General features: G+C 42.4%; 14 protein-coding genes. 5 read left to right on the forward strand and 9 right to left on the reverse strand.

The window, feature by feature from the left end; translation table 11 throughout:
- Nucleotides 1–129 precede the first annotated feature (129 nt).
- Together B8983_RS08230 and B8983_RS08235 are read left to right on the forward strand one after the other, a co-directional pair.
- Nucleotides 130–582 carry a hypothetical protein gene (locus B8983_RS08230; RefSeq protein ID WP_084283673.1) on the forward strand — a complete coding sequence of 151 codons (453 nt, stop codon included), beginning with the start codon at nucleotides 130–132 and terminating at the stop codon, nucleotides 580–582.
- 53 nt (nucleotides 583–635) lie between these two features.
- Entirely contained in the window at nucleotides 636–1,106 is a 471-nt protein-coding gene (locus B8983_RS08235) for an HVO_A0114 family putative DNA-binding protein (protein WP_143736143.1), read from the forward strand.
- Nucleotides 1,107–1,187: 81 nt separating this feature from the next.
- On the opposite strand, the gene holA is transcribed toward B8983_RS08235, so the two are convergent.
- From holA to B8983_RS08260, 5 genes are all read right to left on the reverse strand, one after another.
- Entirely contained in the window at nucleotides 1,188–2,252 is a 1,065-nt protein-coding gene (holA, locus tag B8983_RS08240; protein WP_084283675.1) for a DNA polymerase III subunit delta, read from the reverse strand.
- The gene (locus B8983_RS08245; RefSeq protein ID WP_159460862.1) at nucleotides 2,249–2,794 is read right to left on the reverse strand and encodes an LPS-assembly lipoprotein LptE; all 546 of its coding nucleotides are present in this window, start codon (nucleotides 2,792–2,794) and stop codon (nucleotides 2,249–2,251) included. The genes holA and B8983_RS08245 overlap by 4 nt, the downstream gene beginning before the upstream one ends.
- A 134-nt stretch (nucleotides 2,795–2,928) precedes the next feature.
- Nucleotides 2,929–5,607, reverse strand: coding sequence for a leucine--tRNA ligase (gene leuS / locus B8983_RS08250; protein WP_084283677.1), 2,679 nt, complete (start codon nucleotides 5,605–5,607; stop codon nucleotides 2,929–2,931).
- A 33-nt stretch (nucleotides 5,608–5,640) separates the two neighbouring features.
- The gene (gene dapB, locus B8983_RS08255; RefSeq protein WP_084283678.1) at nucleotides 5,641–6,456 is read right to left on the reverse strand and encodes a 4-hydroxy-tetrahydrodipicolinate reductase; all 816 of its coding nucleotides are present in this window, start codon (nucleotides 6,454–6,456) and stop codon (nucleotides 5,641–5,643) included.
- Between the two features lie 138 nt (nucleotides 6,457–6,594).
- Complete coding sequence (locus tag B8983_RS08260; protein ID WP_159460863.1) at nucleotides 6,595–7,041, reverse strand: outer membrane protein assembly factor BamE; 447 nt, start codon at nucleotides 7,039–7,041, stop codon at nucleotides 6,595–6,597.
- 174 nt (nucleotides 7,042–7,215) lie between these two features.
- Between B8983_RS08260 and fur the strand changes: the two genes are divergently transcribed.
- A complete protein-coding gene (fur, locus tag B8983_RS08265) occupies nucleotides 7,216–7,665 on the forward strand; it encodes a ferric iron uptake transcriptional regulator (RefSeq protein WP_084283680.1) in 450 nt (149 codons plus the stop codon).
- Between the two features lie 409 nt (nucleotides 7,666–8,074).
- Nucleotides 8,075–9,190 carry a glycosyltransferase family 4 protein gene (locus B8983_RS08270; protein WP_084283681.1) on the forward strand — a complete coding sequence of 372 codons (1,116 nt, stop codon included), beginning with the start codon at nucleotides 8,075–8,077 and terminating at the stop codon, nucleotides 9,188–9,190.
- Between the two features lie 78 nt (nucleotides 9,191–9,268).
- On the opposite strand, the gene B8983_RS08275 is transcribed toward B8983_RS08270, so the two are convergent.
- The 3 genes from B8983_RS08275 to tkt all read right to left on the reverse strand — a co-directional run bounded on the left by B8983_RS08275 (nucleotide 9,269) and on the right by tkt (nucleotide 13,873).
- A complete protein-coding gene (locus B8983_RS08275; RefSeq protein WP_084283682.1) occupies nucleotides 9,269–10,693 on the reverse strand; it encodes an FAD-binding oxidoreductase in 1,425 nt (474 codons plus the stop codon).
- A 45-nt stretch (nucleotides 10,694–10,738) separates the two neighbouring features.
- Nucleotides 10,739–11,752 carry a type I glyceraldehyde-3-phosphate dehydrogenase gene (gene gap / locus B8983_RS08280; protein WP_084283683.1) on the reverse strand — a complete coding sequence of 338 codons (1,014 nt, stop codon included), beginning with the start codon at nucleotides 11,750–11,752 and terminating at the stop codon, nucleotides 10,739–10,741.
- A gap of 105 nt (nucleotides 11,753–11,857) precedes the next feature.
- Complete coding sequence (tkt, locus tag B8983_RS08285) at nucleotides 11,858–13,873, reverse strand: transketolase (RefSeq protein ID WP_084283684.1); 2,016 nt, start codon at nucleotides 13,871–13,873, stop codon at nucleotides 11,858–11,860.
- A 178-nt stretch (nucleotides 13,874–14,051) separates the two neighbouring features.
- Here tkt and B8983_RS08290 point away from each other — a divergent pair, with 178 nt between their 5' ends.
- Nucleotides 14,052–14,804, forward strand: coding sequence for a 16S rRNA (uracil(1498)-N(3))-methyltransferase (locus B8983_RS08290; protein ID WP_084283685.1), 753 nt, complete (start codon nucleotides 14,052–14,054; stop codon nucleotides 14,802–14,804).
- 80 nt (nucleotides 14,805–14,884) lie between these two features.
- Here B8983_RS08290 and B8983_RS08295 read toward each other — a convergent pair whose 3' ends face one another.
- Nucleotides 14,885–15,547, reverse strand: a complete 663-nt coding sequence (locus B8983_RS08295; RefSeq protein WP_234986957.1) for a barstar family protein — start codon at nucleotides 15,545–15,547, stop codon at nucleotides 14,885–14,887.
- Nucleotides 15,548–15,814: the final 267 nt, after the last annotated feature.

The following is a 15,814-nucleotide window of genomic DNA, read 5'->3' on the forward strand; positions in this document are numbered from 1 at the left end:
TAAAACAACTTTAGATAAATCAAATTTCATCATGTAATGAACTTAGTGATGACAGGGGTAATAGTTTTGGAATAATTCTGAACAATATACAATCATATCTAGATATGATATTATAGGTTTAAAAGTAAATTGAGAAAAAAATTAAAAGAAATTCAAGATGAAAGTAATCGAAAGTATGTTGAATCAATTGCTGGATTTGATGGCACAGAACTTTTATTTGCGAGTGGTTACAAATTGACTATAAATCTATCTATAGTAAATATATCAATAGATCATCCGCACGGTTATAGCTATGCCTTTAATTTATTTGCACCAGATTCTGATGGAAATCCTACTGTAAGAATTTTAGCCACAGATAATGCTCATGCGCCTCTAGATAGTAAACATCCCCATGATCATTGGCATGATACTAAATTTGGACCTGGTGGTTTCGTTCCGATAGGCGTTAAAAAAGCTAAATCCATCGAAATGAATAACATTGAACAGCATATTGGGAAGTTCATACGGGAGTCAGAAATTCTTTTAATGAAACTAGGGCAACCCGTTGACATTATTCAAATGAATATTGAAAAAAATATTTAAAAAATTTCTCAAAATAGAGCAAAGAATTCCTTAAATTAATTTAGGTAAACGATATGAAAATAGAAAAGAAAAAAATGTTAAATGAAATTCCAGTAACGACACTTTCTAATGTATTTGAAAGTATTAAAGCTGTTGGGCGGGGAGATGCAGAGCTACCAAATTGGGCTGGGGGGAAGGTTTATATAGGAGATGAAGCTAAACAGTACTGGGAAAACATTGGAACTAATGTTAATAGTTTAGATTCTTTTTCTAAACTTTATTCCGATAATAAAGATTTGATTGCTGCAATTGCTAATCATCAACCTGAGTCGATAGTGAGCCTTGCAAAATTAATTTCTAGAGAAGAGTCAAATGTTTCTAGAACCTTAAATAAACTAGAGAAATTCGGTCTAGTAGCGTTGATTCCAGCTCCAATTGGAAGAGCAAAACGTCCAATTTTAATCATGCAAAGAGTCAGATTTGATTTGGATTTACTTAGTGGTCAAATGTCATTAACTGGAATAAAACAGCCTATAGCAGCTTAAACGATGAAGGAAGACTCCTAATCTCGCCCTTGATGCCTCGAATAGAATGTTTCTTACTTTGTTGTTTGATAAGGAAGGTTATCAGCGAATCGCAAACAACCCACCAATGCGACGCAGCCCATCCCACGGATCCATCGGCATTTCTTTGGCCGGAATTCCTTTGGATTGTTTATCGATATCAGCAATCATTTGCAGGGCACGGTCAAGGGCTGGCAAGTGCATTCTTTGTAAGACTTGTGGGATCAGTTGTTCTCTTTTACCCCAAATTCTGCGCGATTTCATGGCTGAAGCAAGGTGCCCCCCTTGCAGGACGATTTCTTTTAAAGTGCGTAGCAAACGAATCTCTTCAGATAAAGTCCAGACAATTAAGACCAAGGCTTCCCCCTCGCCTTTGAGACCATCGAGGGTACGATTGATTCTCGCCATATTGCCCACCAGAAAAGTTTCGGTCAGTTCGAACACATTGTAGCGAGCCACATTCAGAATCGACTCCCGAATTTGTTCCTCAGTCAACATTCCCTTCGGATAGAGTAAAGCTAATTTTTGAATTTCTTGATGCGCAGCAATCAAGTTTCCTTCAAATTGCTCCACCATAAATTCAATACTGCGTTTACCTGCTTCACCAGTTTCAAACTCTTGCTCGTTGTGCTTGAGTCGAGCTTTGATCCAATTGGGAAGTTCTGAGCGCTCTATCGCATCCAAACGAACCGCAAGTCCGGCTTCCTCTAAAGCAACAAACCAAGCGGATTTTTGGGTCGCACTATCTAATTTAGGTAAATAAATACAAACAATCGTATCTAAGTCTGAGGTTTCCAATTGTTCAACATGTTTGGCAAAGGACTTGAGCGCTTCCGCTCCTTCACGTCCTGGCTTTCCCGTTGGAATCGAGAGCTCTAACAATTTTTTCTCACCAAACAGTGAGAGCGTTTGCGAACCACTCATGAGAGCGCTCCAATCAAAGCCAGACTCATTCATTAAGGTTTCGCGCTCCGTAAATCCTTGACCCTTAACAGTTGCACGGAGTAAATCTTTAGTTTCCATCATAAAGAGTGCTTCATCGGAACTGAGCACATAGAGGGCTCTTAAGCCCTCTTTGCCAGCCCTCACCCGTTGCAAATGACTAACTAGTACGTCTAGGCGATTCATTTGATGGTAGGTGCAAGGACTGGTGATGGCTTTTGCTGGAGGGTACTTAAGCGTCTGGCAATTTGACTAACTATATCTTGCCGCATATCAGTGACGAGTAAGGCCTCTAACTCTCCAGACGCAGTTGGTGTGGAGATGGAAAAATCCATATCTCTGGTGATGAAGAGATTCGAAGACTCAATGAGCTCATCACCATTCGCATTACTCACGGTAAAGTTCACAGAAGCCACAATTCGGTAAGCTGTGATTTGCCCCGCCGAGTTATAAGACAGAATTTGCTTACCAATAGTTTCGTTGATATTCAAAATCAACTCTGCTTCTTGAACATTCGACACAATTGCAGTATTCACGGATGTTTTTAAATATCGATTTAAATACAATCGTAATTCTTGTGTCATCGTACCGTTCAAATACAAAGTTTTATAGGGTAGATTGACCGGTCCACGTAAATGAAAACCACAGCTACTCACGAGCAGACTTCCTAGCAAAAGGACTGCTAGCAACCATCTACTGATCGTTCGATGTGTGAATAAAAAGTGCATGCTCATTTCAATAATAATTACCGATTTTTTTTGCTAAGTGCTTCTCAAAATGCTTCTCAAAACTGCCTAAATATATTGTCTTGTGACTTGAGTCATTGGTACTGAATACAAGATGCAAATCTTCGCATCTTGTATTAAATTACCACATTCACAAGACGGCCTGGTACTACGATCACTTTTTTCGGTGTTGCGCCATCGAGTAGCTTTTGTAAAGTTGGTGTGGCCATGGCAATACTTTCAATTTGCTCCTTGGAACTCTCCGCAGGTACCAAGAAATCGCCCCTTAACTTGCCATTGACCTGCAACATGAGTTTGATTTCATTTTGGACTAAAGCACTTTCATCGACCGCTGGCCATGGCGCATCTAACAATGGGCCTAGCGTTGCATTTTGGTTGACTTGTTCAAAGCCTAAATCAGTCCAGAGTTGTTGTGTAATATGCGGGACGATCGGATACAAAATTCTCAGTAAGATGCTAATGGACTCCACCATGACTCTAGGTGAGATCTCTGCGCTTTGCTCTAAAGTATTGAGCATCTTCATACAGGCGGAAACCACCGTGTTGTATTGCATTCTCGAATAATCGAAATTCGCCTGTTTGAGAATCGTATGGATTTCAAAACGTAGTGCTTGATCCGCCTTAGTGAGGTCATTTGGAGCTTGGTTGGCGTTCTGACAAATTGCTTGATTGGCATCCGCAAAGTTCCATAATCTTCTCAAGAATCTTGCTGCACCTTCGACTCCGGTCTCAGACCACTCCAGTTGTTGCTCAGGAGGTGCTGCGAACATGGTAAATAAACGAGAAGTATCAGCGCCGTATAAATCGATCAGAGTTTGCGGGTCAATGCCGTTGTTTTTACTTTTGGCCATTTTCTCGACACCACCGATTTCGACTGGTAGACCATCTGATTTGAGGGTCGCACCTTGTGGTCGACCTTTTTCGTCAAGTGTTAAATCGACATCAGCAGGATTAATCCATTCGCGACGACCATTGGGTAAATCTCGGTAATAGGTTTCATTCAGAACCATCCCTTGTGTGAGCAAATTCTTAAACGGCTCATTAAAACTAATGAGCCCTAGATCTCTCATAACCTTGGTCCAGAACCTCGCATAGAGCAAATGCAAAATAGCATGCTCGATACCGCCAATGTATTGATCCATTGGCATCCAATATTCATTACGGCTATCAACCATTTGCTGGGCATCTGGCCCGGTATAGCGCATAAAATACCAAGACGAATCGACAAAAGTATCCATCGTATCGGTTTCGCGCCGTGCAGGTTTGCCACACTTCGGACAAACACAGTTCAGAAAATCAGTTCTTTTATTCAGTGGATTACCAGAGCCATCTGGTACACAATCTTCTGGTAACACAACGGGTAAGTCAGCTTCGGGAACTGGCACTTCACCGCAGCCAGGCGTTTGGCTATCGCCACAATGAATAATAGGGATGGGCGTGCCCCAGTAGCGTTGTCTAGAGATACCCCAGTCACGCAAACGATAGGTAGTTTTTTTAGCGCCTAACTCTAACTTTTCTAAATCACTTGCTACTGCCAAAATAGCCTCTGCCACCGTCAAACCATCATAGCGACCACTATTGATCACGACGGTATTTTCTTTGTCGGCGTACCATTCCTGCCAATGCTCGGTGGTAAATGGTTTGGCTTTGAGAGCTTCCGCCTTTTCAGGATTGTTCAGACCAACGACTTGTTCAATCGGCAGATCATATTTAAGGGCAAAAGCAAAATCTCTTTCGTCATGCGCAGGCACGCCCATGACTGCGCCATCACCATAACTCATCAACACATAATTACCCACCCACACCGGAATTGCTTTGCCAGTTAATGGATGTTGCACTGTTAAGCCAGTCGGTAAACCTTCTTTTTCTTGGGTGGCTAGATCTGCTTCAATCACGCTGCCTTTTTTACATTTTTCGATAAATGCTTCAAGTTCAGGGTTGTTTTTAGCCGCGTAAGTCGCTAAGGGATGCTCAGGGGCAACGGCGACAAAAGTAGCACCCATAATCGTGTCAGCACGCGTGGTAAACACGTACAACTTACCGTCTTGAATGCGAGTACCGCCCTCTTCAATCTCGTGCGGAAAAGCAAAGCGTACCCCAAAGCTTTTACCAATCCAGTTTTGCTGCATGATTTTGACGCGCTCTGGCCAACCCAAGGGCTCTAAATCATTGAGTAACTCTTCTGCATACGCAGTGATGTTTAAGTAATAGCCTGGGATTTCTCGTTTTTCAACGATTGCACCGGAGCGCCAACCACGGCCATCAATCACTTGCTCATTGGCAAGTACCGTTTGATCAATCGGATCCCAGTTCACAACTTGGGTCTTGCGGTAAGCAATGCCTTTTTCCAACATCTTCAAGAACAACCATTGGTTCCAGCGATAGTAATCTGGTGAGCAGGTCGCAATTTCGCGGGACCAGTCAATCGACAAGCCCATCGCCATCATCTGCTTTTTCATATACTCAATATTGGCATACGTCCACTGCGCCGGCGGTACTTGATTATTGATCGCCGCATTTTCAGCTGGCATCCCAAAAGCATCCCAACCCATCGGCATCAAGACATTAAAGCCTTGCATCCGCAACTGACGTGCCATCACATCATTAATCGTATAGTTCCGCACATGGCCCATATGTAATTTGCCAGAAGGGTATGGCAACATGGAACAGGCATAAAACTTCGGCTTTAAACTGCCGTCAGGATTTTTTGCATTTTCTTCAACACGGTACACTTGGGCATCTTGCCACTTTTGACGAACTTCTGATTCTACTAAGCGATGGTCATACTGGGACATACGTTATTCTTTTCTTCTTGAAAATTACTACAATTAAAGTTGATTTAAGCCTAAGACATCTTGCATATCAAACAAGCCATTGGACTGATCATTTAAAAAACGGGCCGCACGCAAGGCGCCTTGCGCATAAGACATTCTGCTCGCTGATTTATGGGTAATTTCGATCCGCTCGCCGTCACCCGCAAATAACACAGTGTGATCACCCACGATATCGCCACCCCGGATCGTTGCAAAACCAATCGTGCCTTCTTGGCGCTCACCCGTATGGCCTTCACGTGACAGCACCGCCCATTCTTTGAGATTTTTACCCTGCGCCTGAGCAATCACTTCACCCATTTTCAAGGCCGTACCAGATGGCGCATCGACTTTATGTTTATGATGGGCTTCGATCACTTCGATGTCATAGCCTTGGTTCAAAATCTTCGCCGCGAGCTCGAGTAACTTGAAGGTAGCATTCACGCCCACACTCATATTCGGTGCAAAAACAATCGCCGTACGGGTACTCAACTCTTTCAACTCAGCCAACTGTTCTTCACTGAGTCCAGTCGTGCCAATAATCATTTTGATACCGTGCTCTGCCGCATAACGCGCGTGATTGAGTGTGCCCTCTGGGCGGGTAAAGTCAATTAAAAACTTCGCATTGGCTAAGCCTTGTGCAAGATCAGCAGTGATCACCACATCGGTTTTTTTACCGAGCGTAGCGCCTGCATCTTGGCCAATCGCTGGACTCTGCGCAATATCCAAGGCGCCGACGAGGGATGCGTCATCACTCGCCAAAATGGTTTCAATTAACATCTTCCCCATCCGTCCGGATGCACCTGCAATAGCAATAGGTAAAGTGGCTGTCATAAATAAATATTGGTTATAAGATTTGTGATAAAAAAGTTGTCATCCAGCGAATCGGTAAAAGTTGCTTTTGAAGAATCAAGGGGATTGAACTTTTCTCTCGTAATAGGGCTTCATCATTTCTGCAAAAAATAAAGAAAATTACCGATCCGCTTTTCTCAGATTATTTCTGATGCTATCAATTTCACTAATGAGCTCTTTTTCGGAAGGCAATGCATCAGCATCAATTTTTGCCAGCTTAGTACCATCAAAATTGAGCGTAACTCGTCGTTGTTGCATATCGTCTGAGTCACCCTTGCGATATAAAAAAACATAATCCCAGCGATTGATATGAAACACATCATTAATGAGCGGTGTTCCTAAAATAGCGCGCACTTGATCTTTCGACATCCCTGGGCGAATCGATTCTAGCAAGTCTTTTGAAACGACGTTGCCTTGGACGATATCTGGTCGATAAGGATTAAAAACGCGCGTAACAAAATTTTCTTTTTCTTTCACCAAGGTTGGTTTATTGGCGGTACTTGAACAGGCGCCCAATAGTAGTGTCGTACTTACTGCCAAAACAATTAACTTTAGTGTATTTGTCATAGAATTCATGCGTATGTGGAGGAAATGAAGCGAACCTATTTATAACCATTGATTTTAACGCTGAACTGGTGAATCTTCTGCATATTTCACCTTTTTTCCCTAAATGATTCACTTTTGAATACAATCAAAGCACAATTACTCCTCTTTTTAATCCGCTCATAAAACCGTTTCCTCATGCCAATCAACTCTAACTCTTCCAATGATTTACGTAATATCGGGCTCAAAGTCACAGGGCCGCGAATCAAGATTTTAGAGTTCTTTAACCAAAATCCTGGTGCTCATTACAGCGCTGACGATATTTATCTGGCACTTAGCAAAGAGGGTCTTGATGTTGGTTTAGCGACAGTGTATCGAGTTTTAACTCAATTTGAACAAGCTGGAATCTTGCTCAGGAATCATTTTGAGTCTGGTAAAGGCGAAGGAAAGGCAATTTTTGAACTGAACGAGGGGGTACATCATGACCACCTTGTTTGTTTGGATTGTGGGCATGTCGAAGAATTTGTCGATACGGCCATCGAAAATAGACAACGTGAAATTGCTAGTAAATTAGGGTTTACTTTAGAGGAACATGTCTTAGCCCTCTATGGCAACTGTACCAAGAAAAACTGTAAATACAAAACCTAATTTTCAAAAGAAATTGGCATAGCAGCTTATTTGCAGAGAAAATGAATCCTTGAACTTTGTTCCCAAAGCATAAAATCTACGTATTTTTCAATAACTTTCCATTCACTTTCCATTTATTTTCGGTTTTTTTATTTTTTCTTTTCTATTTCGTACTAATGATGAAGTAGTGGTCGAGAAGGTTGTTACTTTTTTATTGGCCGTAATACTTGATGCTTTTCATCAATCGTTTTGCACCGAAATAGTGCCAAACACTTAATTCATTAGGAAAAATATTGGCATTCCCCCTCATTCGTGGGATATTTTCAATATGTAGAGTCAATTAAAATATCATTTTCATTTATGTAATTGTCAAAAATCTATCATAAAATTGATTTTTGTTACTTTTCTTCAAAAATATCGGACCACATCAATGTATTACATGCTTAGCGTCCTACTGATCTCCTACATTGTGACAATGTTGGTTGTTAAATGTGCAAATTGGCATATTCACTTTACGACGGATCAGGATCATGGTCCGCAAAAATTACACTCTGGCTCTGTAGCTCGAATTGGTGGTTTAGGTATTTTTCTTTCGGTGATGTTGGTATTACTCGTGAAACTCCTCTTTGATCAACCAGCCAACTATAGTTTCTTGATCTTTTTCATCAGTACGATGCCCTGTTTTTTCATTGGCTTATTTGAAGATATTACAAAAAAAGTTGGCGTAAGATTACGTTTAATTTTTACTGCGATTTCTGCCGGAATCGGTATTTACCTACTCAACGGCTTCATTCATAGCGTTGAACTCCCTATCCTTGATGCTTTGTTAAAGCTACAGTGGTTTGCCTATCTATTTACTATTTTTGCAATTACTGGCATTTCTAATGCTTACAACATCATCGATGGTCTCAATGGTTTAGCCGGCATGACAGGGATTTTTTCCTTAATGGGGATTTATTATGTAGCCTACGTATTTGGTGATAATTACATCATGTTCATTGCCCAACTATTAATTGCTAGTATTTTGGGATTTTTAGCGTTCAATTACCCTAAAGGTAAGATTTTTTTAGGGGATGCTGGTGCTTATTTGGTTGGATTTTGTAGCGGCTTTTTATCCGTATTACTCGTCGATCGACATACGGAAATTTCTCCTTGGTTTGCCCTATTACTCAATTTCTATCCGATATTCGAAACCTTGTACTCTATTTTCCGTAGAAAATTTCTGTCTAAAAAAGACTCCACCGCGCCCGATGCTGAACACTTTCACTCCTTGGTGTATTTTTGGTTAAAAAACCAATATGGCAACAATACGGCTCGTGATCATCAAGAAGTTCTGTGGGTTAATAATGCCAAAGCATCCATCCTTCTTTGGGTATTACCGATCTTGTGTGCGATTCCTGCAGCTTTATTTTTTTACGACTCGATGATTCTGAAAGTTTTTATCGGCATATTTGCAGTAACTTACATCCTGGCTTACCGTGTCTTGATTAAAAAGAACGCCGCATCAACGGTCATCGAGATGATGGATGATGTGGCAATGAGTTAATGGAGTAGCTTTAGTCGTAGTTCAGTGAAATGGTTGAGGTGCTACTTCTTGAGTGATGGAAGCTTGAGTCCGCTGCATTCACAACAAGACTTTCTTTGGATTCAGTAAATTTTCAGGATCTAAGGCTTTTTTAATATCCTTCATCATTTGATAGGCAACACCACCTCGGTGTTGAAACAAATAATCTCTTTTTAATTGCCCAATACCGTGTTCAGCGGAAATGGAACCACCAAATAACTGGATTTGCGCAATCACCACCTCAGTCAGGCTTTTTTCATGATTCGCGATATAGTCGACTGAGGCACCCTCTGGGGCACATAAGTTGTAATGTAAATTACCATCCCCTAAGTGACCGAAATTGATGATTTTCACCCCATCAAATTGCTCTTTGAGGAGAGCGTCAGTGCTTTCAATGAAGCCGGCAATTTTAGAAATTGCAAAGGAGATATCAAACTTAATATTGCCAGGTTCTTTTGCTTGGGCTAGAGTGATGTGATGTCGAATCCCCCAAAATTCATTCACTTGCGCTTGCGAACTGGCAATAGCTGCATCTGAGATAGCGCCTTTGACCAGGTAATTCTCTAAGGACCCTTCAAGCACCTCTTGGACTCGCGTACTGGTTGGCGAGTGTTCCTCTTCAAAGTTCGCTAACTCAATCAGCAGGGTGTATTTCCCTGCAGTAAAAATAGGTCGGTTATATTGTGGAAAATGTCGAATGGTTAACTCTAATGATTCCCGAGACATCATCTCAAAGGCGCACAATTCATTCCCAGCGCGGCGCTGTAATTCTTGTAAGAGGGCAATCATCTGCGACACATCATCAATCGCCACTAAGGCCGCATAATGACCTAAAGGTGCGGTAAATAGTTTAAAAACTCCCGCCGTAATAATACCCAAAGTCCCTTCGGAACCAATCAACAAATTTTTCAGGTCGTAACCGGTATTGTCTTTCCGTAAACCCTTTAATTGAGAATACACTTCACCACTGGCTAAAACGGCCTCAATACCTAAACAAATATCTCTCGTATTGCCGTAACGCAGCACATTAATACCACCCGCATTGGTGGCTAAATTGCCACCAATCGTACAACTGCCCTGTGCCGCCAAACTTAAAGGAAAAAATGCGCCACTCGCAGCGACCTTTTCTTGTAGGGTTTGGAGAATGCAACCCGCCTCCACCGTAATGGTTTGGTTTTCTAAATCGATTTCGCGGATTTGATGGAGACGTTTTAAAGACAAAATAATTTGTGGGTCATCACCCTCTGGAGTCGCACCACCACATAAGCCTGTATTGCCACCCTGCGGGATGAGCTTCACCTGAAATGCCCGACACAGTTGGACCACCTCGGCTACTTGCTGAGTAGTTTTTGGCAAAGCGACTGCCAGCGCTGTGCCCGAAAAAATCCCACGCCAATCAGTGCAGTAAGGAGCCAGATCTTCCTTTTCAAACAAAACGCCTGCAGGGCCAAGACAGTCTTGCAGGCGTTGGATGATGGCGTGCATGAATTAAATAATGAAAATTATAAAATTAGCATGGAAAGTTAATGATTACTTCGCTTGCATCAAGGCAACCGTTGCATTTAACATCTGGCAACTATAGCCCCACTCATTGTCATACCAAGATAATACTTTGACCAACTTACCATCTTTCGATACACGCGTTTGAGTACTATCAAAAATACTTGGGTAAGGATTGTGATTAAAGTCGACGGACACAAGCGGTAGGGTATTAAACGCAAGAATGCCTTTGAGTTCACCTTCACTCGCTGTTTTGAGGATTTGATTCACTTCATCTAGAGTGGTTGCTCTGCTCGCAGTAAACGTTAAATCAACCACAGAAACGTTAATGGTTGGCACCCGCATGGCAAAGCCATCAAACTTGCCGAGCAGTGCTGGTAAAACGAGTCCTACTGCCTTTGCTGCCCCAGTCTTGGTAGGAATCAAACTCTGGGTCGCTGAACGCGCACGGCGCATATCTTTGTGATACACATCCGTTAATACTTGATCATTCGTATATGCGTGAATCGTTGTCATTAAACCTGCTTCAATACCGATTTGCTCAAGTAAAGGTTTAACGAGTGGCGCTAAACAGTTCGTTGTACAACTGGCATTGGAAACGACCTGATCACTCGCTTTTAAGATTTGATGGTTCACGCCGTATACGACGGTTGCATCGACATCGTCACCACCTGGCGCTGAAATTAATACTTTCTTCGCACCTTGAGTAATATGAATCATCGCTTTTTCTTTGGTAGTAAAGGCTCCAGAACACTCTAGTACCACATCCACTTGATGCTCACCCCACGGAGTTTCCAAAGGATTACGCGTAGAGTACATTTTGATCCGATCACCATCAATCACTAAATGATCGCCGTCGACCGTTACTGTCGAGCTAAATTTACCGTGCGCAGAATCATATTGCGTCAAGTGGGCATTGATATCGATCCCACCTAAACCATTAATCGCAACTACTTTTAAATCTGTTCTTTTTTCTTCATAAATGGCTCTTAGAACCATTCTGCCAATACGTCCATAACCGTTAATCGCGACCCGAATTGTCATGCCTTACTCCTGAATGAAATATAAATTTTTTCTCTAATAAATGGGGTGATACAACTGATGGCTTCATCAATCATTGGATTGAATCACTCCATCAGTGGGTAGCAATTACTTCGCTTTCACACCAAGTACATCCAATGCTGTTTTAACGATATTTTCCGTCGTTAACCCGAAATATTGGTACAACACACCAGCAGGTGCCGATTCACCGAAGGTATCTAAGCCCTGTACTGCGGCACAACCATATTTCCACCAACCATCGGTAACACCTGCTTCAATCGCAATTCTTGGCACACCAACCGGTAAGACACTGGCTTTGTATGCGCTAGACTGTTGATCGAAGGTCGTAGTTGAAGGCATCGACACGACATTGGCAGCAATTCCTTGTTGCTCGAGAGCACTTGCGACATGCATCGCTAAGCCCACTTCAGAGCCTGTTGCCAGCAATACCAGCTTGGGCTTTTTGACAGATCGCAGAACATAAGCACCTTTTTCGATATTGGCAATTTGTTCAGCAGATTTTTCTAAATAGGGACAATTCTGACGGCTAAAAATTAAACTAGTTGGACCACGACGACGCTTGACTGCGCTAGCCCATGCCACGGCAGATTCAGTCGTATCAGCCGGACGCCAAACATCCATATTCGGAATTAAACGCAAACTCGCTGTTTGCTCAACCGCTTGGTGAGTTGGGCCATCTTCACCTAAACCAATGGAGTCATGGGTAAATACAAAAATACTTCTAATCTTCATGAGCGCTGCCATCCGCAGTGCATTGCGACTGTAATCGGAGAAGGTGAGGAAGGTGCCGCCAAACGGAATATAACCGCCGTGGAGGGTCACACCATTCATAATCGCACTCATCCCAAATTCACGCACACCATAACTAATGTGATTGCCCCAAGTATTTGGACGCAAGGAGATAGACTTACTCCAATTGGTTAAATTAGAACCCGTTAAATCAGCAGATCCGCCCAAAAATTCGGGTAAAACGGGTGCTAAGCCATCAATTGCATTTTGACTCGCTTTACGCGTTGCAATGGTTTCTGCTTTCGCACTGATATTGGCTAATAAGGCTTGCACTGTTGCCTCAAACGATTCCGGCAAGTCGCCTGACATGCGGCGGCTTAGCTCTGATGCGAGATCAGGAAATTCTTTTTGATACTCTTTGAAATGTAAGTTCCATAGGATCTCTGTGGCTGCGCCCATTTCTTTGCCATCCCATAATGCGTAGACCTCTTCTGGAATCGTAAAGGGTGGATAGTTCCAACCAATCGACTCTCTGGTAGCAGCAATTTCAGTTGCCCCAAGTGGCGCACCATGGACTTTATCAGTATCGGCTAAATTCGGTGAACCTTCACCAATCCTCGTTTTACAAGCAATTAAGGTCGGCTTACCATTGTTCATGGATTTGGCATAAGCGATGGCATTCGACACTTCCTGCGCATCATGACCATTAATATCACGAATCACGTTCCACCCGTAAGCTTCAAAGCGTTTTGGGGTATCTTCGGAGAACCAGTTAACGACTCGACCATCGATTGAAATACCGTTATCGTCCCACAAGGCAATTAACTTCGATAGTCCCAAGGTTCCGGCTAGCGAACAGGCTTCATGACTAATCCCTTCCATGAGACAACCATCACCTAAAAACGCATAGGTGTAATGATTAATGATGGAGTGTCCTGGACGATTAAATTCTTCGGCTAATAATTTTTCAGCTAATGCCATTCCTACTGCATTGGAAATTCCCTGACCTAAAGGACCGGTAGTTGTCTCAACGCCTGGCGTCACACGATACTCTGGATGACCAGCCGTTTTACTATGCAACTGACGGAAATTTTCGATTTCAGTCATGGGTAAATCATAGCCCGTCAAATGCAATACGGAATACAACAACATGGAGCCATGACCGTTTGAGAGTACAAAACGATCACGATCAATCCACAAAGGATTTTTAGGATTGTGCTTCAAATGATCATGCCACAAAGCCACCGCAATATCTGCCATACCCATTGGCATCCCTGGATGGCCCGAGTTAGCTTTTTGCACTGCATCCATCGACAATGCTCGAATCGCATTCGCCATTAATTTGGAATCTTCAGGGGTAAGTTTGGTAGGCATAATTTAGTTTATTTGATGAATACAGGTTTAATAATCTTCAATCAATACTTTGCTATTTCGCGATATAGTATTTGGTCGGTCTTCAATTCATCTTGTTTTCTTCTGCACACCATCTCTTTCAAATGGATGAAGGTAGAATAAACAAGACCACAATTCGTACTATTTTAACATTGGACCTATGTCTCACTTTTATCTTCCTGGTAATTGGCAAGAAAGCCAATTGATTGCCCCCGAATCCCTCAAGCATCATTTGCGGGTTAGACGAGTCCACGCTGGCGAATCCATCGCGGTTTTTAATGGTGCTGGCATGGTGGCAAGCGCGGGGATAGATCCCGCCTCGACGGAGAAGAAGCTCCTTTTAAACTTAAGTAATATCCGAGAAGACCTGAGTCGAGAGGCGAGTTACCCCATCACCTTAATCCAAGGTTTGGCAGCCAATGAAAAAATGGATTGGGTTATTGAAAAAGCAGTGGAATTAGGGGTCGGCACCATTATTCCGGTCCAAGCCCAACGCAGCGTGCTTCGAGTAAATGTCCAACAAGATGAAAAAAAAGCGCAGAAAAAAATAGATCACTGGCAACAAATCATCATTGCCGCTTGTGAACAATGTGACCGCACGATCCTACCTACCCTAGAAGCGCCGCAAACTCTCAACCAGTTTTTAGCTAGCTTTGATGTGGCTAGTAGTGGGCAATTACCGATTGTCTTATCACCACTTGGACAACTAAAGCTCGTGAGCATTTTAAAAAGAGCTCCCGGCCAAGGCGTTGCTATCATGATCGGCCCGGAAGGTGGCTTTGATGATCTGGAATTACACAATATTGAACAAAAGGGTTGGCTGAGTGCCAATATGGGGAACCGCATCCTACGAACAGAGACGGCTGGTATCAGCGCGATATCAGCCGTTCATGCTATTTGGGGTGGTTTTTAATGAAATTGCCGCTATTTAGCGGCAATTAGATACTTCTACAATCTTCAACTGCTACTCAAGTCTTGAACCTAAGTAACTATTTAAGCTAAATTTGCGAACGAATAGAAGACACGATAAGGCACTCTTCTTTCAGCCCAGTACTCTACCGCATCACGGAAAACATCGAGTAAAGTCTCACGTGCATCTTTATCAAACTTCAGCGTAGAAGGGATTCCCTCTAATACCACAACAAAACCAGGTTGCGGACCAGACTTATCGATCAAAGTCGTGAGTGCATCTAATAAATGATCGTAGTTTTTGGCTTGTTGTTTCGTGAAATGATAAGCCTTGGCTACAGACTCCAAGACTTCACCTTTGGTGTAAGCATGGGCTGAATTGGCATAAACAAAATGCTGACCTAATTCAGAAGCGGCTTCCATTAACTCTTCTGTTCTAAAAGCACGAATCGACTGCACAATATTTGTTCTAACACTTCTGAGCATCGCTGCCGGTCCACTATCACGAACCGCTAGAGCCGCACGCCAAGATGGTGCAGGTTTCTTCTGTGGAAGCGCACTTAAATCTCTTAATACGCTACCTGTTGGATACAAACTGTTGTTGTAGTAAGGTGATGTTGGAGTTGAAGGCATACTCATACCAATGTTCATACCTGAACGGTTAATTGTTGAACCAAGGCTGTGATCTACGGACTGATCTTCTTCCCAGCCTGCCAATGTTGCGTTTTCTGGAATGTTTGTAGTCATAATCCGTAAAGGTTACTCTTTTCTGTTACTTTTGACAAGAGGTATTCCTCAAAAAACATAGTAAACATATGATTCATAAGACGATAAAAATTAGTGATTACTTGCTTACGAATACAAAAATTTGCTTTAAAAATCAGTGAAAGTGAACTCATAGAAGTAAAAGACAGTTGTAAATATTTGATTTTTTTAAACAAGTTTATAAAATTTATTCGAAAAAATTATGTTTGTATGCTCTTTAGCCATGGCTAACAATTATTCCGTTTAAGC

Source organism: Polynucleobacter kasalickyi (genome assembly GCF_900176405.1).
Classification (GTDB): domain Bacteria; phylum Pseudomonadota; class Gammaproteobacteria; order Burkholderiales; family Burkholderiaceae; genus Polynucleobacter; species Polynucleobacter kasalickyi.

Bases quoted from the DNA above. Each gene is read 5' to 3' on its own strand.
- gap (WP_084283683.1), bottom strand. From the start codon at position 11,752: ATGACAATTCGGGTCGCGATTAACGGTTATGGACGTATTGGCAGAATG.
- tkt (WP_084283684.1), bottom strand. From the start codon at position 13,873: ATGCCTACCAAACTTACCCCTGAAGATTCCAAATTAATGGCGAATGCG.
- dapB (WP_084283678.1), bottom strand. From the start codon at position 6,456: ATGACAGCCACTTTACCTATTGCTATTGCAGGTGCATCCGGACGGATG.
- B8983_RS08290 (WP_084283685.1), top strand. From the start codon at position 14,052: ATGTCTCACTTTTATCTTCCTGGTAATTGGCAAGAAAGCCAATTGATT.
- B8983_RS08275 (WP_084283682.1), bottom strand. From the start codon at position 10,693: ATGCACGCCATCATCCAACGCCTGCAAGACTGTCTTGGCCCTGCAGGC.
- B8983_RS08260 (WP_159460863.1), bottom strand. From the start codon at position 7,041: ATGACAAATACACTAAAGTTAATTGTTTTGGCAGTAAGTACGACACTA.
- B8983_RS08245 (WP_159460862.1), bottom strand. From the start codon at position 2,794: ATGCACTTTTTATTCACACATCGAACGATCAGTAGATGGTTGCTAGCA.
- B8983_RS08295 (WP_234986957.1), bottom strand. From the start codon at position 15,547: ATGACTACAAACATTCCAGAAAACGCAACATTGGCAGGCTGGGAAGAA.
- B8983_RS08235 (WP_143736143.1), top strand. From the start codon at position 636: ATGAAAATAGAAAAGAAAAAAATGTTAAATGAAATTCCAGTAACGACA.
- leuS (WP_084283677.1), bottom strand. From the start codon at position 5,607: ATGTCCCAGTATGACCATCGCTTAGTAGAATCAGAAGTTCGTCAAAAG.
- holA (WP_084283675.1), bottom strand. From the start codon at position 2,252: ATGAATCGCCTAGACGTACTAGTTAGTCATTTGCAACGGGTGAGGGCT.
- fur (WP_084283680.1), top strand. From the start codon at position 7,216: ATGCCAATCAACTCTAACTCTTCCAATGATTTACGTAATATCGGGCTC.
- B8983_RS08270 (WP_084283681.1), top strand. From the start codon at position 8,075: ATGTATTACATGCTTAGCGTCCTACTGATCTCCTACATTGTGACAATG.